The organism is Crenobacter caeni (assembly GCF_010435965.1).
GTDB lineage: Bacteria > Pseudomonadota > Gammaproteobacteria > Burkholderiales > Chromobacteriaceae > Craterilacuibacter > Craterilacuibacter caeni.
Map to the genome: position 1 here is coordinate 262,674 of NZ_JAAGAA010000001.1, position 19,125 is coordinate 281,798.

The 19,125-nt window shown below is 67.1% G+C and carries 20 protein-coding genes; 11 read left to right on the plus strand and 9 right to left on the minus strand.

What is annotated here, in order from left to right; genetic code table 11:
• The first annotated feature begins 13 nt into the window (after nt 1-13).
• The 4 genes from GZH52_RS01295 to GZH52_RS01310 are packed head-to-tail and all read left to right on the plus strand — an operon-like array spanning nt 14 to nt 2,163.
• Complete coding sequence (locus tag GZH52_RS01295) at nt 14-862, plus strand: TonB family protein (RefSeq protein WP_163314735.1); 849 nt, start codon at nt 14-16, stop codon at nt 860-862.
• A gap of 16 nt (nt 863-878) precedes the next feature.
• Nucleotides 879-1,238 (plus strand): VacJ, encoded by a 360-nt coding sequence (locus GZH52_RS01300; RefSeq protein WP_136551548.1) that lies wholly within the window; start codon nt 879-881, stop codon nt 1,236-1,238.
• Nucleotides 1,239-1,261: 23 nt separating this feature from the next.
• Nucleotides 1,262-1,684 carry an acyl-CoA thioesterase gene (locus tag GZH52_RS01305; protein WP_163314736.1) on the plus strand — a complete coding sequence of 141 codons (423 nt, stop codon included), beginning with the start codon at nt 1,262-1,264 and terminating at the stop codon, nt 1,682-1,684.
• Nucleotides 1,681-2,163, plus strand: coding sequence for a peroxiredoxin family protein (locus tag GZH52_RS01310; protein ID WP_163314737.1), 483 nt, complete (start codon nt 1,681-1,683; stop codon nt 2,161-2,163). Before GZH52_RS01305 ends, GZH52_RS01310 begins: the two co-directional genes overlap by 4 nt.
• 67 nt (nt 2,164-2,230) lie before the next feature.
• On the opposite strand, the gene GZH52_RS01315 is transcribed toward GZH52_RS01310, so the two are convergent.
• From GZH52_RS01315 to def, 7 genes are all read right to left on the minus strand, one after another.
• Complete coding sequence (locus GZH52_RS01315) at nt 2,231-3,499, minus strand: sigma-54-dependent transcriptional regulator (RefSeq protein ID WP_163314738.1); 1,269 nt, start codon at nt 3,497-3,499, stop codon at nt 2,231-2,233.
• Nucleotides 3,478-5,607 (minus strand): sensor histidine kinase, encoded by a 2,130-nt coding sequence (locus GZH52_RS01320; RefSeq protein ID WP_163314739.1) that lies wholly within the window; start codon nt 5,605-5,607, stop codon nt 3,478-3,480. The genes GZH52_RS01315 and GZH52_RS01320 overlap by 22 nt, the downstream gene beginning before the upstream one ends.
• Nucleotides 5,608-5,611: 4 nt before the next feature.
• On the minus strand, nt 5,612-6,169 hold the full coding sequence (locus GZH52_RS01325; RefSeq protein WP_239057965.1) for a DUF4390 domain-containing protein: 558 nt from the start codon (nt 6,167-6,169) through the stop codon (nt 5,612-5,614).
• The gene (gene rsmB, locus GZH52_RS01330) at nt 6,156-7,406 is read right to left on the minus strand and encodes a 16S rRNA (cytosine(967)-C(5))-methyltransferase RsmB (RefSeq protein ID WP_163314741.1); all 1,251 of its coding nucleotides are present in this window, start codon (nt 7,404-7,406) and stop codon (nt 6,156-6,158) included. Before rsmB ends, GZH52_RS01325 begins: the two co-directional genes overlap by 14 nt.
• 20 nt (nt 7,407-7,426) lie before the next feature.
• Entirely contained in the window at nt 7,427-8,275 is an 849-nt protein-coding gene (gene htpX / locus GZH52_RS01335; protein WP_163314742.1) for a zinc metalloprotease HtpX, read from the minus strand.
• On the minus strand, nt 8,272-9,189 hold the full coding sequence (fmt, locus tag GZH52_RS01340; protein ID WP_163314743.1) for a methionyl-tRNA formyltransferase: 918 nt from the start codon (nt 9,187-9,189) through the stop codon (nt 8,272-8,274). The genes htpX and fmt overlap by 4 nt, the downstream gene beginning before the upstream one ends.
• A 70-nt stretch (nt 9,190-9,259) precedes the next feature.
• Nucleotides 9,260-9,763 (minus strand): peptide deformylase, encoded by a 504-nt coding sequence (def, locus tag GZH52_RS01345; protein ID WP_163314744.1) that lies wholly within the window; start codon nt 9,761-9,763, stop codon nt 9,260-9,262.
• Between the two features lie 129 nt (nt 9,764-9,892).
• Here def and GZH52_RS01350 point away from each other — a divergent pair, with 129 nt between their 5' ends.
• The 5 genes from GZH52_RS01350 to GZH52_RS01370 all read left to right on the plus strand — a co-directional run bounded on the left by GZH52_RS01350 (nt 9,893) and on the right by GZH52_RS01370 (nt 15,523).
• Nucleotides 9,893-10,894: a LysM peptidoglycan-binding domain-containing protein gene (locus GZH52_RS01350; RefSeq protein WP_163314745.1), complete on the plus strand. Its 1,002-nt coding sequence runs from the start codon at nt 9,893-9,895 to the stop codon at nt 10,892-10,894.
• Nucleotides 10,891-11,985, plus strand: coding sequence for a DNA-processing protein DprA (gene dprA, locus GZH52_RS01355; protein ID WP_163314746.1), 1,095 nt, complete (start codon nt 10,891-10,893; stop codon nt 11,983-11,985). Before GZH52_RS01350 ends, dprA begins: the two co-directional genes overlap by 4 nt.
• 23 nt (nt 11,986-12,008) lie before the next feature.
• Entirely contained in the window at nt 12,009-12,458 is a 450-nt protein-coding gene (locus GZH52_RS01360) for a Smg family protein (RefSeq protein ID WP_163314747.1), read from the plus strand.
• Between the two features lie 175 nt (nt 12,459-12,633).
• Complete coding sequence (topA, locus tag GZH52_RS01365; protein WP_163314748.1) at nt 12,634-14,937, plus strand: type I DNA topoisomerase; 2,304 nt, start codon at nt 12,634-12,636, stop codon at nt 14,935-14,937.
• Nucleotides 14,938-15,139: 202 nt separating this feature from the next.
• The gene (locus GZH52_RS01370) at nt 15,140-15,523 is read left to right on the plus strand and encodes a hypothetical protein (protein WP_163314749.1); all 384 of its coding nucleotides are present in this window, start codon (nt 15,140-15,142) and stop codon (nt 15,521-15,523) included.
• Between the two features lies 1 nt (nt 15,524).
• Here the strand turns inward: GZH52_RS01370 and GZH52_RS01375 are convergent, their stop codons facing one another.
• Nucleotides 15,525-15,923 carry an HIT family protein gene (locus GZH52_RS01375; RefSeq protein WP_163314750.1) on the minus strand — a complete coding sequence of 133 codons (399 nt, stop codon included), beginning with the start codon at nt 15,921-15,923 and terminating at the stop codon, nt 15,525-15,527.
• 127 nt (nt 15,924-16,050) lie between these two features.
• Between GZH52_RS01375 and paeA the strand changes: the two genes are divergently transcribed.
• Nucleotides 16,051-17,367: a polyamine export protein PaeA gene (gene paeA / locus GZH52_RS01380; RefSeq protein ID WP_163314751.1), complete on the plus strand. Its 1,317-nt coding sequence runs from the start codon at nt 16,051-16,053 to the stop codon at nt 17,365-17,367.
• A gap of 57 nt (nt 17,368-17,424) precedes the next feature.
• Entirely contained in the window at nt 17,425-18,126 is a 702-nt protein-coding gene (gene rquA / locus GZH52_RS01385; RefSeq protein ID WP_163314752.1) for a rhodoquinone biosynthesis methyltransferase RquA, read from the plus strand.
• A 66-nt stretch (nt 18,127-18,192) separates the two neighbouring features.
• On the opposite strand, the gene GZH52_RS01390 is transcribed toward rquA, so the two are convergent.
• Complete coding sequence (locus GZH52_RS01390; protein ID WP_163314753.1) at nt 18,193-18,978, minus strand: ferredoxin--NADP reductase; 786 nt, start codon at nt 18,976-18,978, stop codon at nt 18,193-18,195.
• Between the last annotated feature and the right edge of the window lie 147 nt (nt 18,979-19,125).

A 19,125-nucleotide genomic window follows, 5' to 3' on the forward strand; every position in this document is an offset into this window, starting at 1 on the left:
CTGGCGGCGGCGCGTGAGAGCGGCCGCCGCGCCTGCCGGCGCCGTTGCCCGCACCGGCAGCCCCATCCTGATCCAGCTCGCGATCGCCCTGTCGATCGCGCTGCATCTTGTGTTCCTTGCCGCGCCAGCGCTCAAGCACTGGCAGCCGGCCAAGCCGCAGGGGGCGCCCGCCTTGCACGTGAGCGTGCTGCACGCGCCGAGCGGCGAGAAACCCAAGCAGCCGGACGTGCTCGCCCAAGCGGACAGCGCGGGCGGAGGCGACGCCACGGCCGGTGCGCGGGCGAGTGCGCCGCCGGCGCCGCAAGCCTTGCAGGTTCCGGCCGAGGCCGGAGCCAAGGACGCCGATACAAGGCCACAGCGGCTGACCCGCCCGCAGGCAGCGCACAGCGTGGACGCGGGGCGTGCCGATCCGCTTAGCGCCGACACCCTGCTTGCGCAGGCGCGCGAACTGGCGGTGCCCGAAATCGGCGAGCGTGCCGAACGCTTCTCGCCGAACGACGCGGCGCCCAAGCGCGGCGTGTTCGGCGTCAACGCCTACGGTGTCGAGTGGGCGCGTTATGTCGAAGACTGGCGGATCAAGATCGAGCGGGTCGGCCGGCTCAATTACCCGGACGAGGCGCGCCGGCAGGGGGTATTCGGCAGCCTGCAGCTCAAGGTCGTGGTCGGCGCGGACGGCCGTCTGCTGTCCGTCGACGTCACGCGCAGTTCCGGCCACGCGCTGCTGGACGACGCCGCGGTGCGCATCGTGCGCATGTCCGCCCCCTTCGCGCCTTTCCCCCCTGCGCTGGCGGCGAAATTCTCGTCGCTGCAGATCGCCCGCAAGTGGTCGTTCACCACTGACAACAGCCTGGCGGGCGGCTGAACCTGGAGCCTTTCCCATGTATGAAGTGAACCGTTCGCTGGTGCTGCTCAAGCCGCGCCAGCCCTTTGCCGACTGGCTGCTCGCGCTGCCCGGCCAGCAGGCCGACGTCACGCTGGACGCGCTGCGCGACAGCGCGAACGCGCTGTTGATCCCGGTCGCGGAAGACCTTGACGAGATCGCCGCCCTGCTCGCCGAGCGCATGGACGACCTGTTCGAGGCGGAACTCGCCGACTGGTGCGACGATCAGACGCTGTGGCCGACGCCGCGCACGCTGGACGTCTTCCGCGCCTGGTTCGACGTCGAGATCCACCCGGTGGTGACCGACCTGGCCGACGCGCCGCTCGCGCGCGAAGCGTTCCGTCCGTTCGAATCCTGAGCCGACGCCAACAAGGAGAAACCATGGCGCACCATCTCACGCGGATCAAGGTCCGCGGCTACCACCTCGACCTGTACAGCCACGTCAACAACGCGCGTTACCTCGAGTTCCTCGAGGAGGCCCGCTGGACCTACTTCGAGGACCGGGCCGACCTGCCGGCCTTCCTCGCCTCGGGCATTGCGCTGGTGGTCGTCAACATCAACATCGACTACCGCCACGCGGCGACCATGGGCGACGAGCTGGAAATCCTGACCTCGGTCAAGTCGGTCGGCAACCGCTCGGCGGTGATCCACCAGCGGGTGACCCTGGCCGGCAGCGGCCGGCTGGTTGCCGAGGCGGACGTGACCTTCGTTGCGTACGACAGCAAGCAAGGGCGCGCGGTACAGATCGAGGGCGAGCTCGCCACGCTGCTGTCCGGCCTGCAGCAAGCGGACGCGACGGCATGAAGCGGGGGCTGATCGCCGTCGTCCTGCTCGTGGTGCTCGCCGGGCTCGGTTATTTCGCGTTCTCGCGCAACGCCGCGCCCGACGTCAGTTACCGCACGCTGGACGGGCGGGTGCTGACGCAGGCGTCGCTCAGGGACAAGGTCGTGCTGGTGAACTTCTGGGCGACGTCCTGCCCGGGCTGCGTGAAGGAAATGCCCGAGATGAAGAAGATGTACCAGACACTTGCCCCCCAGGGGCTGGAGATCGTCGCCGTGGCGATGAGCTACGACCCGCCGGCCTACGTGAAGACGTACGCCGAGAAGAACGCGCTGCCGTTCCCGGTCGCGCTCGACGCCGACGGCAGCGTCGCGCGTGCCTTCGGCGACGTGCAGCTGACGCCGACCACCTTCCTGATCGGCCGCGACGGCAAGGTGCTCAAGCGCTACGTCGGCGTGATGGATTTTGCCGAGGTCGAGCACCTGATCGCGCAGAACCTGTAAGGTAGCGCTACTGCTGAAAACGGAAAGGGCCGCCCACTGGGCGACCCTTCTTGTGTGCGAGGCGGGCTTACTCTTCGGTCTGCTTGCGCGAGAAGCGCACGCCCAGCTGCTTGAGCTTGCGGTAGAGGTGGGTGCGCTCGAGGCCGACCTTCTGCGCGACCCGGCTCATATTGCCGTTCTCCAGCGCGATGTGGTGCTCGAAGTAGCGGCGCTCGAGCTGTTCGCGCAACTCGCGCAGCGGCAGCCCGAAGTCGAAGCCGGTTTCCTCGGCCGGTTTCTCGTGGCGGAACTGCGAGAGCACCTTGTTGACCTCGGGCGCGTCGATGCTGTCGGTCTCCGCGGTCAGCGCCAGGCTCTTGATGATGCTCTTGAGCTGTTCGAGGTTGCCCGGCCAGTCGTACTGGCGCAGCGCGTTGAGCGCGGAGGTGGTCAGCCGGCGCGCCGGCACCTGCCTGGACTCGATCAGCTCGGTCAGCAGCTGCTCGGCGATGAACATCACGTCCTCGGTGTGGTCCTTCAGCGGCGGGATCGGCACGATCACGCTTGAGAGTGCGGTGAGCAGGCGGTTATCGCATTCCGGGTCGACCAGCAGCTCCTGCAGCGGGCGGCTGCACGAGCAGATCAGGCGCACGTTGAAGCGGTCGAGCTTGGAGAGCAGGAATAGCAGGCCCTGCTGCGCGCGGCGGTTGTACTGGCCGATCTCGGCCAGGTAGAGCACGCCGTTGTTGGCTTTCTGCAACAGCTCGAGCGGCGCGTCGGACAGCTGCTCGGGCTTGCCCGGCGTGATCCACGGCGTGTTGCCGCTGTGGAAGTAGCGGGCGACCAGCTCGAAACCCGAGCCAGGCTCACCGGTCAGCAGGATGGGTGCCTTGACCTTGCTGACGCGCTCGAGCTGGCGCTTGAGCTCCTGGATCGGTTCGCTCTTGCCCAGCTTGTCGAGGCTGAGCGAGGTATTGGCCTGCATGTCGCCGTACTTGAGCGCGCGCTGCACGGTCGACAGCAGCTTCTGCAGCGCGATCGGCTTCTCGAGGAAGTCGAACGCGCCGATGCGGGTCGCCTCGACCGCGGTGTCGATGCTGGCGTGGCCGGACATCATCACCACCGGCATGGTCAGCTGGCCGGACTTGGCCCACTCCTTGAGCAGGGTCACGCCGTCGCAATCCGGCATCCAGATATCGAGCAGCACCAGCGCCGGCCGCGTCTGCGACCTCAGCTGGCGCGCGACTTCGGCGTTTTCCGCCAGCGCGACCGTATAGCCTTCGTCCTGCAGGATTTCTGACAACAGTTCGCGGATGCCGACTTCATCGTCGACGATCAGGATATCGCTGCTTCGCATTCATGCTCCAATAACGGGAAGGACACCAGGACGCGCGCGCCCCCCGTCTCCCGGTTGGCCAGCGTGATCTGGCCCTGGTGTTCTTCGACGATCTTCTTTACCACCGCGAGCCCGAGGCCGGTGCCCTTGCTCTTGCTGGTGACGTAGGGTTCGAAGGCGCGTGCGAGGATGTCGGGCGCGAAACCCGCGCCGTTGTCCTCGACAATGACCCTTGCCAGATGGCCGTCGCTTCGGCTGCTAATGTGTATCATCGGAATGCCAACGTCAAGAACGGCGTCTTTGGCATTCAATAACAGGTTATGCAGGACCTGCCTGAGCAGCGCGGCGTCGCCCATGATGGGCAAAGGCTGCGTGGCCAGCTCGGCGACGACCGGCACGTCGCCCTCGTACAGCGCCAGCACTTCGCCGACCAGCGTGTTCAGTTCCAGCGGTTGCAGCTTGATCTTCGGCGCGCGCGCGTAGTCGCGGAACGCGTCGACCATGCGCTTGAGCGCGGCGACCTGCTTGACGATGGTGTCGGTCGCCCGCTCGAGCATCGCCGCGTCGGCGCCCTCGAGCTTGGGCGAGAGCTTCATCGCCAGCCGTTCGGCCGACAACTGGATCGGCGTGAGCGGGTTGCGGATCTCGTGCGCGAGGCGCTTGGCGACCTCGCCCCACGCGGCGTCGCGCTGTGCGCGGGCCAGGTCTGTGATGTCGTCGAACACCGCGACGCAGCCGCCCTGCGACTGCTCGGGCAGGCGGGAGACGCGCACCAGCAGCGTGCGGGCGCCTGCCGCGTGCGCGTACTCGATCTGCTGCTGCCACTCGTCGCGCTGGACGGGGCGCGTCTCGACCACCTCGACCAGCGTGGTCAGGGTCGGCACCTGCGCAGGCCACTGGGTCAGCGCGAACGGCGCGAGCTCGGAGAAGTCCACACCCAGAATGCGTCCGGCGCTCGAGTTGGCGGCGCGCAGGTGGCCGCCGCGGTCGAACGCGATCACGCCGGCGGTCAGGTTGGCGAGGATGCTCTCAAGGTAGAGCTTGCTGTCCTCGAGCTGGCGGCGGCTCTCGTCGGCGGTATGGCGCGCCTCTTCCAGCTGCTGGGTCATCCGGTTGAACATCGAGGTGAGGATGCCCAGCTCGTCGCGCCGGTAGACCGGGTGGCGGCGCGAGAAGTCGCCCTGCGCGACCGCGCGGGTGCCGGCGGCCAGCTCGGAGAGCGGCGCCGACATCCGCTCGGAGAAGTACAGCGCGAAGGCGAGCGCGGCGGTGATCGCCATCAGGAAGACCAGCGCCAGCGTCATCATGTAAAAGTCCTGCATGCCGTCGCGCGCGAGCAGGAGCTGGCTGTATTCGGCGCGCGCGTCCTCGATCAGCTCGGCGTCGCGCGCGATCGCCTCCGGCGCCGGTTGCACCAGCTGCAGCACGCGCAGCTCGCCGTTGGCGTAGTCGCGGTACGCGAGCTGGACCTTGAGGACGATGCGCCCGCCGCGGCCGGTCTCGATCGCCTGTCTGGGCTCCCTGGGCTGGAGCGCGCGCAGCTCGTTCGCAGGCGGGCGTTCGGGCCGGTAGCTCAGCTCGTCGGGGCCGGCAAACGCGATTAGGCTGCCGTCGCGGGCGAACACGGCGATTTCCTGCACGTCGAGCTGTTCGTGCAGGCGTAGCAGGCGGGCGCCCAGCATCGGCTCGGGTAGCTCGGCGATGTCGTTGCCGACCACCCGCGCCTTGCGCGACAGGTCGGTCAGCACGTAGCCCAGCGCGTTGCGGCCGAGGTCGAGGCCGCGGTCGAGCGCGTTCTCGACGCGCACGTTGAACCAGCTCTCGATGCTGCGGGTGAGGAACTGGGCGGACACGGTAAAAACCAGCATGCCCGGCACCAGCGCGGCCAGCGAGAACATCACCACCAGTTTCTGGGTGAGCTTGGCGCCGAATACCCGCGTCTTCACGCGCCGGCGCAGGCGCACGAGCTGGCGCACGACCAGCCCTACTAGGCCGGCCAGCACGGCCGCGTTCAGCGCGAACACCGGCCAGTAGTAGTCGGACAGCACCGAGGTGTTGCCGGTGGCCAGCGCGAGCAGGTAGAGCAGGGCGAGGATGACGACGCCGGTGGCGATCAGCGGGGTGCGCATGGCGTCAGCTGCGCACCTTGACGTCGGTCCACGGCGAGGACAGCGCCCAGTCGCGGTCGCCCAGCGCGCCCAGCTGGAAGGGGCGCGGCAGCGCACCGGTGTCCAGCGCCAGCCGCACGCGGCCCTGCGCGCGGCGCGCGTCGGCCTCGCTCCAGTCGGCAACGTCGAGCACCGCCCAGCCGGCGATATTGCCGAGTGCCGACAGCGCCTCGTCCAGCGTCGCGTAGTACTTGGACAGCGAACCTATGGTCAGCCGGTAGCGGTTGGTGAAGCGGTAGTACGACAGCTTGAATTCGAGGCGTGCGGTCGGCTCGAACCAACTGGTCAGGTCGTAGTAGTACGCGTAGCCGCGCGGGCGGGTGAGCTCGAACTGCAGCTCGAAGGTCAGCGGGACCCCCTGTTGCAGCGCGTCCTGCAGCACCGGCGGCAGCGTGGTGTGGAAACGGGTCGACAGCTGCAGCTTGTGCTCGGCCAGCTCGAGCTCGGCCCGGCGCACCTCGACCCCGTCGGCGCGCGCCAAGCCCATGCCGGCGACAAGCAGCAGCAGGCTAAGACTTTTCAAGCAGCGCGTAATAAAAGCCGTCATGGTCGGGGTCGGGCAGCAGCTGTTCCGCGTGCGCCAAGCTGGCGTCGGGGTGGCGTTCGAGGAAGGCTTCGATTTGTCCGGCATTCTCCTCCGGCATAATCGAGCACGTAGCGTAAAGCATTTTGCCACCCGAGGCGAGCAGCGGCCACAGCGCGTCGACCAGCACGCGCTGCTGGCGGGCCAGTTCGGCAAAGTCGCTTGGGCGGCGCAGCCACTTGATGTCGGGGTGGCGGCGCACCACGCCGGAGGCCGTGCACGGCACGTCGGCGAGGATGCGGTCGAACGGCCGGCCGTCCCACCACGACGCGGGCTCCGCCGCGCTGCCCAGGGCCAGCTTTGCGGCCAGGTGCAGGCGCTCGAGGTTTTCCTGCACGCGGGGCAGGCGCGCCGCGTCGATCTCGACCGCGGTCATCTCGACGTCGGCGAGCTCGAGCAGGTGGCAGGTCTTGCCGCCGGGGGCCGCGCACGCGTCGAGCACGCGCATGCCGTGTTCCGGGGCGAGCAGTTGCGCCGCCCTCTGCGCGCCGAAGTCCTGCACCGAGACCCGGCCTTCGGCAAAGCCCGGCAGCTCGCGTACCGGCACCGGCTTGTCCAGTCTCACAGCGTGGCTGCCCAGCGCCTGGCCGGACAGGCCGGCTGCGGCGAGTTCGGCGAGGTAGCCCTGCGCGTCGCCGTGGCGCGCGTTGACGCGCAACGTCATCGGCGGGTGGGTATTGCTTGCCTCGAGCACGCGCTGCCAGTCCTGCGGGTAAGCCGCGCGCAGCGCGCGTATCCACCAGTGCGGGTGGTTGTAGCGCGCCTCGTCGTTTTGCAGCGCCTGTTCGCGCAGCGACTCGGCGTTGCGTTGGTAGTTGCGCAGCACACCGTTGACTAAGCCTTTGAGGCGGCCGCCGGCGACGCGGCCGGCATGCTTGACCGCGTGGTCGACCACCGCGTAGGGCGCGGCGCGCGTGTACGTCAGCTGGTAGAGCGCGACCAGGAGCAGATATTCGATCCGTTTTTCCGGTAGCGCGCGCGGCACCAGAAGGCGCAGCAAAGCGGAGAGCTCGCCGCGGTGGCGCAATACGCCGTAGCTGATGTCCTGTACGGCGCCGCGCGTCGGCGCCGACAGGTCGGCGTCGGGGCGCAGCAAGCGCGCGAACGCCTCGGTCAGCGTGCGGCCGTTGTCGACCATTTCGATGGCCTGGACGGCCAGTTCCTGCGTGCGGTGCATGCTTGTCCTTGTCGGCGGGCCTAGCCGCCGCGTGCGATGGCCTGCAGGCGGGCGATGCGCTCGGCCGTCTGCGGGTGGGTACGAAACAGGTTGTCGAAGCCGGCGCCCGCGAGCGGGTTGACGATCATCATCTGCGCGGTCTCCGGATGGGCTTCGGCGGCGGGCAGCACAATGCCGCGCGCGTAGTGCTCGATCTTGGCGAGCGCGCTGGCCAGCGCGAGCGGGTCGCCGCTGATCTGTGCGCCGCCACGGTCGGCCTCGAATTCGCGTGCGCGCGAGATCGCCATCTGGATCAGGCTGGCCGCCAGCGGGGCCAAGAGCGCGACCAGGAGGCCGGCGATCGGGTTGACCGGGCGGCCGTGCTCGTCGCGCCCGCCGAAGAACATCGCGAAGTTGGCGAGCGCGGACACTGCGCCTGCCATCGTCGCCGACACCGTCGAGATCAGCGTGTCGCGGTGGGCGACATGCGCGAGCTCGTGCGCCATCACGCCGCGCAATTCACGATAGTCGAGCAGGCGCAGGATGCCGGTGGTCGCCGCCACCGCCGCGTGGGCGGGGTCGCGGCCGGTGGCGAACGCATTGGGCTGGTCCTCGTGGATCACGTAGACGCGCGGCATCGGCAGTCCGGCGCGCGCGGCCAGTTCGGCGACCATGCCGTAGAACTCGGGCGCGCTGGCGGCGCTGACCTCCTCGGCGTTGTACATGCGCAACACCATTTGGTCGGAATTCCACCACGCCCACACGTTCATCGCGCCACCGAAGGCGAGCGCGACGAGCATGCCGCCGCGCCCGCCTATCATCGCGCCGATCACGCCGAACAGCGCGACGATGGCCGCCATCAGAAGCGTGGTCTTCAGCGTACCGTTCATGCGCCCAGTCTCAGGTCCTGCAGTGCGCGCCCGGCGACGAAGTCGCGCGCGGCCAGGCGCTTGCCGCCGGCCGCCTGCAGTTCGGTCAGGCAGGCCAGGCCCTGGCCGCAGCCGACCAGCACGCCGTCGGCGCCGGCGCTCACCACCACGCCGGGCTCGGCGTCGCCGGGCAGCGCGTGCGCCATCCACAGCTTCAGCGTCTCGCCGTTCAGGAGGGTGTGCGCGCCGGGCGCCGGGTTGTACGCGCGGATCGCACGGGCGACCGTTTCGGCGTCCAGCGTCCAGTCGACGCGCGCCTCTTCCTTACTCAGCTTGTGCGCGTAGGTGACGCCCGCCTCGTCCTGCTTTTGCGGCGCCAGCGCGTCGAGCCGGGACAGCGCGTCGACGATGGCGTGCGCGCCGAGCGCGGCGAGCCTCTCGTGCAGGCTGGCCGCGGTCTCGTCTGCCGCGATAGTCAGCGGATGCACGCTCAGCATGTCGCCGGTGTCGAGCCCGGCGTCCATCTGCATGATGGTGATGCCGGTCTCCTGGTCGCCGGCGAGCAGCGCACGCTGGATCGGCGCGGCGCCGCGCCAGCGCGGCAACAGCGAGGCGTGGATGTTCAGGCAGCCGCGGCGCGGGGTGTCCAGCACCGCCTGCGGCAGGATCAGCCCGTACGCGGCGACCACCATCACCTCGGCGCCGACCTCGGCGAGCATCGCCTGCGCGTCGGCATTCCTCAGCGTGGTCGGTTGCTCGACGCGCAGGCCGTGTTCGAGCGCGAGCGCCTTGACCGGGCTGGGCTTCAGTTTCATGCCGCGGCCCGCCGGTCGGTCGGGCTGGGTCAGCACCAGCGCGATGTCGTGGCCGGCCTCAATCAGTGCGTCCAGCGCGCGCGCCGCGAATTCGGGCGTCCCCGCAAAAATCAGTCTCATTCTGGCTTCCTCGAAAACGCGACGGGACACGACCGCGCGTGTCCCGTCGTCAGGCAGGGCCAAGCCCGCCTTACAGATTGTGTTTTTCGCGCTTCTTCAGCTTGGTCAGGATGCGGCCCTGCTTCAACTGCGACAGGTATTCGACGAACACCTTGCCGTCGAGGTGGTCGATCTCGTGCTGGATGCAGATTGCCAAGAGGCCGTCGGTGTCGATTTCGAACGGCTGGCCGTCGCGGTCCAGCGCGCGCACCTTCACGCGCTCGGCACGGTTGACCTTGTCGTAGATGCCGGGCACCGACAGGCAGCCTTCTTCATAGACGGTCTGCCCGTGCTTCTCGATGATCTCGGGGTTGATGAACGCGGTCAGCCCCGACTTGTCTTCGCTGGTGTCGATCACGACGACTCGGCGGTGCACGTCGACCTGAGTCGCGGCGAGGCCGATGCCGCGGCTGGCGTACATGGTGTCGGCCATGTCGTCGACGAGGCGACGCACCTCGTCGTCGACCTTGTCCACCGCTTGCGCGACCGTGTGCAGCCGCGGGTCGGGGTATTGCAGGATAGTAAGGAGAGCCATAAGCGCCGATTCCGTCACGATGGGGTGCGTCGCGCACCCGAAAATTGGGATACCATCCCTCTGGTATGTAACACGCCGCAGTTTGATGCGTTTTGGTGTCGATGGAAGACCAGATGGGGATACTGACCGATGTTTAAAGCCATTATACCGCTGATGCTCTCGCTGGGCCTGTCCGGGCTCGCCGCGGCGGATACCCTGCAATTGCGGCCGGACGCGCCCGAGCGCTACGTGGTCAAGCGCGGGGATACCTTGTGGGCGATTTCCGGGCGTTACCTGAACAGCCCGTGGAAGTGGCCGAGGCTGTGGCAGATGAACCGCGCCGAGATCAAGGACCCGCACTGGATCTACCCGGGCGACGTGCTGGTGCTCGACCGCGCCAGCGGCAGGCTGCGGCTGGAGAAGGGGCCGCGCACGGTCAAACTCTCGCCACACGCGCGGGTGGTCGACGGCGCGATCAGCAGCATTCCCGCCTCGCGCATCGCGGCGCTGCTCGAGCGGCCGCTGGTGATCGACGAGGCGGCGTTCAAGGCATCGCCGCGCATCGTCGCCGGCCCGGACGAGCGGCTGATGCTCGCGCAGGGCAACACCGTCTACGCGCAGCCCTTGCCGGAAGACGGCCGCTGGCAGTCCTTCCGCCCCGGGCGTGAACTGAAGGACCCGAAAACGGGCGAGCGCCTCGGTTACGAGGCGGTCTACACCGGCGACCTCGAGGTGAAGGCGCAGGGCGCCGACGTCAGTACGCTCATTGTGCGCAGCAATGTCGAGGAAATCGCCGTCGGTGACCGCCTGATCAAGTATGCGTCGACGCCGGTCCTCAATTACGTGCCGCGCGAGGCGCCGGCCGGAACGGGCGGTCAGGTGGTCGCCGTGTACGGCGGTGCGATCGACGCCGCGCAGTACGACAGTGTCGCGATCAACCGCGGCGCGCGCGACGGCGCCGAGGTCGGCTACGTGTTCGGCGTCTACAAGGCGCCACGGCTGATCAAGGTCGACGGCAAGGCGGTGACGCTGCCGGCGCCGTCGGTCGGCCGCCTGTTCGTCTACCGCGTGTTCGACCGCGTCTCTTACGGCCTGCTGCTCGACACCACGCAGGCGGTCACCGTCGGCGACACGCTCGGCCAGCCCGAATGAGCGAACGCTCGGCCTGGGCGACGCTGGCGCTGACGCCGGGCGTGGGGCCGGCCGCCTTCCTGCGCCTGATCGAGCGTTTCGGCAGCGCCAGCGCAGCGCTCGGCGCCGGGCGTACGGCGTGGTCCACGCTGGTGCCGCGCGAGACCGCCGACGCGCTGGCCGCCGAGGCCGGGGCGGCCGCCGCCGAGGCGGCGCTCGCCTGGTCGGAACAGGAAGGTTGCTTCCTGCTGACCCTGCTCGACGACGACTACCCCGAGCGGCTCGCGCAATCGCCGTCGCCGCCGCCACTGCTGTTCGGGCGCGGCCGGCGCGAACTCTTGGCGCGCGACATGCTGGCGGTGGTCGGTAGCCGCAAGGCGAGCGCGCAGGGCGCGCAAAGCGCGCACGCATTCGCCCGCGCGCTGTCGGCGCAGGGCTACACGGTGGTCAGCGGGCTCGCCGCCGGCATCGATGCCGCCGCCCACCAGGGCGCGCTGGAAGCCCTTGGCGCCAGCATCGCTGTGGTCGGCACCGGCATCGACCGCGTCTACCCGGCATCCAACCGCGCGCTCGCTCACCGGCTGGCGAGCGAGGGGCTGATCCTGTCCGAATTCGCGCTGGGTTCGGGGCCGCTGGCCGCGCACTTTCCGCAGCGCAACCGCATCATCGCCGGCCTGTGCCGCGGCTGCCTGGTGGTCGAGGCCGGCACCGAGTCCGGCTCGCTGATCACCGCGCGCCTCGCGCTCGAGGCCGGCCGCGAGGTGATGGCGGTGCCCGGCTCCATCCTCAGCCCGCTCTCGCGCGGCTGCCACCGGCTGATCCGCGAGGGCGCGCGGCTGGTCGAGTCGGCCGACGACATCTTCGACGAGGTCGGCCGTCCCGCCTTGCCGCCTGCTGCAGACGCGCCCGTCGCGACGGCGGCGGAAGAGGACGGGGACGACGCCGCGTGCACGGCGATTCTCGACGCGATGGGCTTCGACCCGGTCGACCTCGACACCCTGCTCGGGCGGGTCGGGTTGACGGCTGCGGCGATTTACCCGATGCTTCTTGCGCTTGAAATGCAGGGCAGGGTGGCCGTGCTCGGTGGCAACCGCTACCAACGACTGTCCTGAGCTGCCCGTCCCTAAGGCCCCCGATGTTTGACGTTCTGACTTTTCTCTTCGAACAATACGACGACCCGTCCAGCTGTCCGGGGCGTGACGACCTGACCCGCGAACTCGAGGCCGCCGGCTTCGAGAGCGAAGAGATAGGCGACGCGCTCGACTGGTTTGACGGAATCCGTCCAGAGGCGTTTGCCGGTTTGAAGGAGTCGGGTGGCGTGCGCATCTACAGCGACTACGAGCTCGAACTGCTGTCGTGCGAGGTGCGCGGTTTCATCTGTTTTCTTGAGGATAACGGCGCGCTCGACGCCGCCCAGCGCGAACTGGTGATCGACCGCCTGCTGGCGCTGCCGTCCGACGAGATCACGCCGGCGGTGGTGAGGCTGGTCGCGCTGCTGGTGCTGTGGCGCGAGCAGGCGGAGTTGCCGCTGTTGGTCGGTGAGGAATTGCTCTCGGCGGTGCACGGTGAACCGACCATGCAATAAGTTTGTCGTAGGGTGCGTGCGCTTGCAGTCTGCATGTCTGTGGGCTTACCATGCGCGCCCTTGCCGGTCCTGGCCGGCCGATGTGATCAAGAGTGCAGCCTTGCGCTCTTGTTTTGTTTGATGGATACCGGATGTGTTCGCCCGCCCGTTGCGGGTAAAGGAAGACGACCTAGACATGCCTTCTAGCCTCCTGATCGTCGAGTCGCCCTCCAAGGCGAAGACGCTGAAAAAATACCTGGGCAGTGACTTTGAAGTCCTTGCTTCGTACGGTCACGTCCGCGACCTGGTGCCGAAGAACGGCGCGGTCGACCCGGACCACGACTTCGCGATGAAGTACCAGCTGATCGCGCGCAACAGCAAGCATGTCGACGCGATCGTCTCCGCGGTGCGCGACGCCGACCATGTCTACCTGGCAACTGACCCGGACCGCGAAGGCGAGGCCATCTCCTGGCACCTGACCGAGATCCTGGCCGGCAAGAAGCTGCTCAAGGGCAAGACGGTGCAGCGCGTGGTGTTCCACGAGATCACCAAGAACGCGGTGCTCGACGCGATCGCCCACCCGCGCGAGATCTCGCAGGACCTGGTCGACGCGCAGCAGGCGCGCCGTGCGCTCGACTACCTGGTTGGCTTCAACCTGTCGCCTCTGCTGTGGAAGAAGATCCGCCGCGGCCTGTCGGCCGGGCGGGTGCAAAGCCCGGCGCTGCGCCTGATCTGCGAGCGCGAGAACGAGATTCGCGCGTTCACCGAGCAGGAGTACTGGTCGGTGCACCTCGACAGCCACAAGGGGCGCACCCGCTTCACCGCCAAGCTCACCCAGCTGGACGGCCAGAAGCTCGACCAGTTCGCGCTGCCCGACGAGGCCGCGCAAGCCGCGGCGCTCGCGCGCCTCGCCGGCCACGAGGCGCGGGTCGCCAGCGTCGAGAAGAAGAAGAAGACGCGTAACCCGGTCGCGCCGTTCACCACCTCGACGCTGCAGCAGGAGGCGGTGCGCAAGCTGGGCATGACCACCGATCGCGCGATGCGCACGGCGCAGCAGCTGTACGAGGGCGTCGATATCGGCCAGGGCACCGTCGGCCTGATCACCTATATGCGTACCGACTCGGTCGCGCTGGCCGCGGAGGCGGTCACCGAGATCCGCCACTACATCGAGCACAAGTTCGAGCCGGACTTCCTGCCTAAGAACCCGGTCACCTTCAAGAACAAGGCGAAGAACGCGCAGGAAGCGCACGAGGCGATCCGTCCGACCTCGGTGTACCGCTCGCCCGAGCAGCTCAAGCCCTTCCTGACCAGCGACCAGTTCAAGCTGTACGACATGATCTGGAAGCGCACGCTGTCCTGCCAGATGGCACCGGCCAAGTTCGATACCACCACCGTCGACATTGCGGTCGGTGACGGCGTGTTCCGCGTCAGCGGCCAGGTACAGACCTTCGCCGGCTTCCTCGCCGTGTACGAGGAGGATGTCGACGACGCCGAGGACGAAGACAATGCCAAGCTGCCGGCTCTGGTCGAGGGCGACGTGCTGCCGGTAGACAAGCTGTACGGCGAGCAGCACTTCACGCAGCCGCCGCCGCGCTTCTCGGAAGCTAGCCTGGTCAAGGCGCTCGAAGAGTTCGGCATCGGCCGCCCGTCGACCTACGCGAGCATCATCTCGACGCTGAAGGATCGCGAGTACGTGATCCTCGACAAGAAGCGCTTCGTGCCGACCGACACCGGCGAGATCGTCAACAAGTTCCTGACCGAGCACTTCGCGCAGTACGTCGACTACAACTTCACCGCCAAGCTGGAAAACCAGCTCGACGAGATTGCCGGCGGCGACCGCAAGTGGGTGCCGGTGATGGACAGCTTCTGGAAGGGTTTCAAGAAGCAGATCGAGGAGAAGGAAGGGATCTCGCGCGAGTCGATCACCACCGAGCAGCTCGACGAGGCGTGCCCCAAGTGCGGCAAGCCGCTGAACATCCGCTTCGGCAAGCGCGGGCGCTTCATCGGTTGTACCGGCTACCCGGAGTGCGATTACACGCGCAACCTGAACGAGACCGCCGAGGAGGCCGCCGAGGCCGAGGCGCCGGAAATCGTCGAAGGCCGGGTGTGCCCGAAAGACGGTGGCCAGCTGGTGATCAAGAAGGGCCGCTACGGCAAGTTCATCGGCTGCGCGAACTATCCGAAGTGCAAGCATATCGAGCCGCTGGAGAAGCCCAAGGACACCGGCGTCGAGTGCCCGGAGTGCAAACAGGGGCACCTGATCGAGCGCAAGAGCCGTTACGGCAAGCTGTTCTACTCGTGCAACCGCTATCCGGACTGCAAGTACGCGACGTGGAACCCGCCGATTGCCGAGCCCTGCCCGAAGTGCGGCTGGCCGATCCTGACCATCAAGACTACCAAGCGGCGCGGCACCGAGAAGGTCTGCCCGCAGAAGGAGTGCGGCTACGCCGAGCAGATCGCGCCGCCGGAGGGCAAGGAAGCGCCGCCTGCCGAGGCTTGAGCAGCTCCCGAAAAAAACGCTTGCACGCCTGTTCGCTGGCCTATATTGGGTGGGCGGGCGCGGTAGGCCCGCCTTGAAAGTGCCGGAATCTTTCCCGGCCATTACGGTTCAGGTGACGAACCGGAATGCCTCAGGGCAAAAAACGCCGCCTTCGGGCGGCGTTTTTCATTTGGTGGCTGCAAGACCTGCTGAGGGGGAACCGATGAAACCCGACAGCCGTTTCTATTTCACCGGCTCGGCCGTGCTGACGCTGTTCTTCCTGTTGACCGGCCAGTGGCTGCTCTTGGTACTGCCGTTCTTCGTGATGCTGTACGGCGTGTTCGTCGCCGACCGAGAGCAGTACGAGGCGATGGACGAGATGGCGATGCAGATGCTGGTGCCGCGGGCGAGCCGGCCGGCCATGCTCTCGCACGAGCGCTTCGAGTGCCACGAGCTCTTGTTCGTCCATGCCGGCTGCCCAGTTTACCGCTACCTCTGCACGCACCAGGAGTGCTGGGCGCTGGCCGGCGCGGCAGGCGAGGTCGACTGCGAAGGCGAAGCGATCACGGTGTTTCCGGGCTTCGTCTACCAGCGCCGCTCGGCCTGAGTCAGGCGGTCAGCGCAGCCTGCAGGCGTTCAGCGAGGTTTTCGGGCGCCGGCGGCTGCCCGGCGCGCGCCGGAGCGGCCCAGATCGGCGCCGGGAAGTGCGCGTCGGCGGCAAAGCGCGGGATCACGTGCCAGTGCAGGTGTGGTACCACGTTGCCTAGGCTTGCCAGGTTGACCTTGTCCGGATTCAGTACTTCGCGCACCGCGCGTTCGGTTTTCAGCACCCACTCTAGCAGGTAGCGCGCGTCCTCGGGCACAAGGTCGGTCATCTCGCGCACATGCGCGTTCCAGATGACCCGGCAGAAGCCCGGATAGCTGGCATCGTCGACCAGGATCACGCGCAGGCGCTCGTCTCGGTACAGGATGTCGCCGCTTTCGCGGCAGAGTTCGCACGGTTGCATGGTGTCTCCTTCAGGGGGGCTGGCCGATTGTACGCCGCCGGACGAGCCAAGGCATGACGTCTGCTATACTCGCCCGGTAGCAGGCACTCGCCCAACATGGGCATGACCTGCAAAACCGAGGTATACCGTGAGTCTTGCCAACAATCTTTTGATCATTGCGTTGCTGATCGCGTGCAGCGCATTTTTTTCGGTGTCTGAAATCTCGCTGGCTGCGGCGCGCAAGATCCGCCTGCGCCAGATGGCCGACGACGGCCACATCAACGCCGCGCGCGTGCTGCGCCTGCAGGAGCAGCCGGGCCACTTCTTTACCGTCGTTCAGATCGGCCTGAACGCCGTCGCCATCCTCGGCGGTATCCTGGGCGAGGCGGCGTTCACGCCGACTTTCGCCGCGCTGTTCAGGCTGGTGACCGACGCGCCGTGGGTGGGTGCGGTCAGCTTTGCCTGCTCCTTCATGCTGGTCACGTCCCTGTTCATCCTGATCGCCGATCTGATGCCAAAGCGGCTGGCGATGAACTTCCCCGAGGCGATCGCGGTACGCGTGGTGCGGCCGATGCTGTTCTGCGTGCGGCTGCTGCTGCCCCTGGTGTGGTTCTTCAACGGGTTGGCCAACGCGGTGTTCCGCCTGTTCGGCGTGCCGCTGTCGCGCAAGGACGAGATCACCTCCGACGACATCTTCGCGGTGGTCGACGCCGGCGCCGAGGCCGGCGTGCTGCACAAGAGCGAGCACCAGGTGATCGAGAACGTGTTCGAGCTGGAAAGCCGCACCGTCCCCTCGGCGATGACGCAGCGCGAGAGCATCGTGTTCTTCAGCCTCGACGAGCCGGCCGACAGCATCAAGTCGAAGATCTCAGAACAGCCGCACTCCAAGTTCCTGGTGTGCGACCACTCGATCGACAGCGTGATCGGCTACGCCGACTCCAAGGACATCCTGCGCCGGGTGCTGTCGGGCGAGCGCTTGTCGCTGAAGGAGCAGGGGATGATCAAGACGGTGCTGATGATTCCCGACACCCTGTCGCTGTCCGAGGTGCTCGAGCGCTTCAAGACCACCCGCGAGGACTTCGCTGTCATCCTCAACGAGTACGCGCTGGTCGTCGGCATCATCACGCTGAACGACGTGATGAGCACGGTGATGGGCGATTTGATCGGGCAGAACGTCGAGGAGCAGATCGTCAAGCGCGACGAGTACTCGTGGCTGGTCGACGGCATGACGCCGGTCGAGGACGTGCTGCGCGCGCTCGAACTGGACAGCCTGCCGGACGACGACAACTACGAGACGGTTGCCGGCTTCATGATGTACATGCTGCGCAAGATCCCGCGGCGCACCGACTGCGTGGTGTGGGAAGGCTACAAGTTCGAGGTGGTCGACATCGACAACCACAAGATCGACCAGATCCTGGTCACCCGCCAGGACGCGGCCGCCAAGCCTGAGCCAAGTTTGGCCTAGCGCAAGTTTTGCCTGCCGCCCATGCGCTAGAGTGGGCGTTTTGCAGCGGAGAAAAGCATGAGCGGTAACCCGCCTGAATTCCGGCCCGCTCCGTATTACGACGGGGTTCCGGACTATATGGTCGACGTCTACGACTGGGCGTACGTCAACCCCGCCAAGGCGCGCCTGCTCGACCGCAACATCGTGGTCAGCACCCTGCTGTTCCTCAACGACCAGCGGCTGATGCGCCGCTACCTTGCGTGTATCCGTCCGGGGAGCCGCGTATGGCAGGTCGCGCATGTGTACGGCGACCTGGTGTCGCGCGCCGCGCAGGCGGTGGGGCCAGACGGCCGTTTCGTGCTGACCGACATCACGCCGGTGCAGGTCGAACACGCGCTGAAGAAGCTCGCGCCGTACCCGCAGGCCGAAGTGGTGCGTGCCGACGCGTCGAACTGGCAGGCCGACGAGCCGTTCGACCTGGTATGCAGTTTCTTCCTCCTGCACGAGGTGCCGGACGAATTGAAGGCGGCCATCGTCGACAATATGCTCGCGCAGGTCGCGCCCGGCGGCGAACTGGTGTTCGTCGACTACCACCGGCCGCGGCCGTGGCAGCCGATCGGCTGGCTGCTCAAGTACGTGAACCGCTGGCTCGAGCCGTTCGCCGAGGCACTGTGGGACAAGGACATCGCCGACTACGCGACACGCAAGGACGACTTCGTGTGGCAGAAGGAAACCATCTTCGGTGGCGTCTATCAGATCGTCCGCGTGCGTTTGCGCTGAACCGCCAGCCGCGCATCCATAAGCAAAGCCCCGCCGAAGCGGGGCTTTGTTGCGTGGCGCGAGCGATTACTTCTCGACGAAGGCCCGCTCGATCGCGTAGTGGCCGGGCTCGCCCATGCGCGGGCTTTCTACGTAGCCCATGCCGTCGAGGATGTGGCACAGGTCGTCGAGCATCGCCGGGCTGCCGCAGATCAGCACGCGGTCGTTCTCGGGGCTCATCTGCGGCAGGCCGATGTCGGCACACAGCTTGCCCGAGGTGATCAGGTCGGTCAGCCGGCCCTGGTTGCGGAAGGGTTCGCGGGTGACGGTCGGGTAGTAGATCAGCTTCTCGCGCACGATGTCGCCGAAGAACTCGTTGTCCGGCAGCTCGCGGGTGATGAAGTCTTCGTAGGCGAGTTCGTTCTTGTAGCGCACGCCGTGGGTGAGGATCACCTTCTCGTAACGCTCGTACACCTCCGGGTCCTGGATGATGGACATGAAGGGCGCAAGGCCAGTACCGGTTGAGAGCAGGTACAGGTTCTTGCCGGGCAACAGGTTGTCCTGCACCAGCGTGCCGGTCGGCTTGCGGCTGATCAGCACGGTGTCGCCTTCTTTGAGGTGCTGCAGGCGCGAGGTCAGAGGGCCGTCCTGCACCTTGATGCTGAAGAATTCGAGGTATTCGGTGTAGTTAGCGCTGGCGACCGAGTACGCGCGCATCAGGGGCTTGCCGTTCACTTCTAGGCCGATCATCACGAACTGGCCGTTGATGAAGCGCAACCCTTCGTCGCGGGTACAGGTGAACGAGAACAGCGTGTCGTTCCAGTGGTGGACGCTGAGCACGCGCTCGGCGGTCATATTGGATGGAATTGCCATGCGATGGTCACTCTCTTGTTCTTCGGTTCCGGCCGCGGCCGCATCGAGGGCATGTTAGTCGGCGGCAGCGGTGGCGAGAACGATTTGTTTTCGCTGAAATTATGATTTTGGGTTATTAGGCGGCGTGCGCTCAGGCGTTTTCCGCCT

What these genes read in the sequence shown, in the direction of transcription:
- GZH52_RS01370 (WP_163314749.1), top strand. Translation starts at nt 15,140, where the DNA reads ATGAAACCCGACAGCCGTTTCTATTTCACCGGCTCGGCCGTGCTGACG.
- fmt (WP_163314743.1), bottom strand. Translation starts at nt 9,189, where the DNA reads ATGAGACTGATTTTTGCGGGGACGCCCGAATTCGCGGCGCGCGCGCTG.
- GZH52_RS01310 (WP_163314737.1), top strand. Translation starts at nt 1,681, where the DNA reads ATGAAGCGGGGGCTGATCGCCGTCGTCCTGCTCGTGGTGCTCGCCGGG.
- GZH52_RS01375 (WP_163314750.1), bottom strand. Translation starts at nt 15,923, where the DNA reads ATGCAACCGTGCGAACTCTGCCGCGAAAGCGGCGACATCCTGTACCGA.
- rquA (WP_163314752.1), top strand. Translation starts at nt 17,425, where the DNA reads ATGAGCGGTAACCCGCCTGAATTCCGGCCCGCTCCGTATTACGACGGG.
- GZH52_RS01390 (WP_163314753.1), bottom strand. Translation starts at nt 18,978, where the DNA reads ATGGCAATTCCATCCAATATGACCGCCGAGCGCGTGCTCAGCGTCCAC.
- rsmB (WP_163314741.1), bottom strand. Translation starts at nt 7,406, where the DNA reads ATGCACCGCACGCAGGAACTGGCCGTCCAGGCCATCGAAATGGTCGAC.
- dprA (WP_163314746.1), top strand. Translation starts at nt 10,891, where the DNA reads ATGAGCGAACGCTCGGCCTGGGCGACGCTGGCGCTGACGCCGGGCGTG.
- GZH52_RS01320 (WP_163314739.1), bottom strand. Translation starts at nt 5,607, where the DNA reads ATGCGCACCCCGCTGATCGCCACCGGCGTCGTCATCCTCGCCCTGCTC.
- GZH52_RS01360 (WP_163314747.1), top strand. Translation starts at nt 12,009, where the DNA reads ATGTTTGACGTTCTGACTTTTCTCTTCGAACAATACGACGACCCGTCC.
- htpX (WP_163314742.1), bottom strand. Translation starts at nt 8,275, where the DNA reads ATGAACGGTACGCTGAAGACCACGCTTCTGATGGCGGCCATCGTCGCG.
- GZH52_RS01350 (WP_163314745.1), top strand. Translation starts at nt 9,893, where the DNA reads ATGTTTAAAGCCATTATACCGCTGATGCTCTCGCTGGGCCTGTCCGGG.
- GZH52_RS01315 (WP_163314738.1), bottom strand. Translation starts at nt 3,499, where the DNA reads ATGCGAAGCAGCGATATCCTGATCGTCGACGATGAAGTCGGCATCCGC.
- topA (WP_163314748.1), top strand. Translation starts at nt 12,634, where the DNA reads ATGCCTTCTAGCCTCCTGATCGTCGAGTCGCCCTCCAAGGCGAAGACG.
- def (WP_163314744.1), bottom strand. Translation starts at nt 9,763, where the DNA reads ATGGCTCTCCTTACTATCCTGCAATACCCCGACCCGCGGCTGCACACG.
- GZH52_RS01300 (WP_136551548.1), top strand. Translation starts at nt 879, where the DNA reads ATGTATGAAGTGAACCGTTCGCTGGTGCTGCTCAAGCCGCGCCAGCCC.
- GZH52_RS01305 (WP_163314736.1), top strand. Translation starts at nt 1,262, where the DNA reads ATGGCGCACCATCTCACGCGGATCAAGGTCCGCGGCTACCACCTCGAC.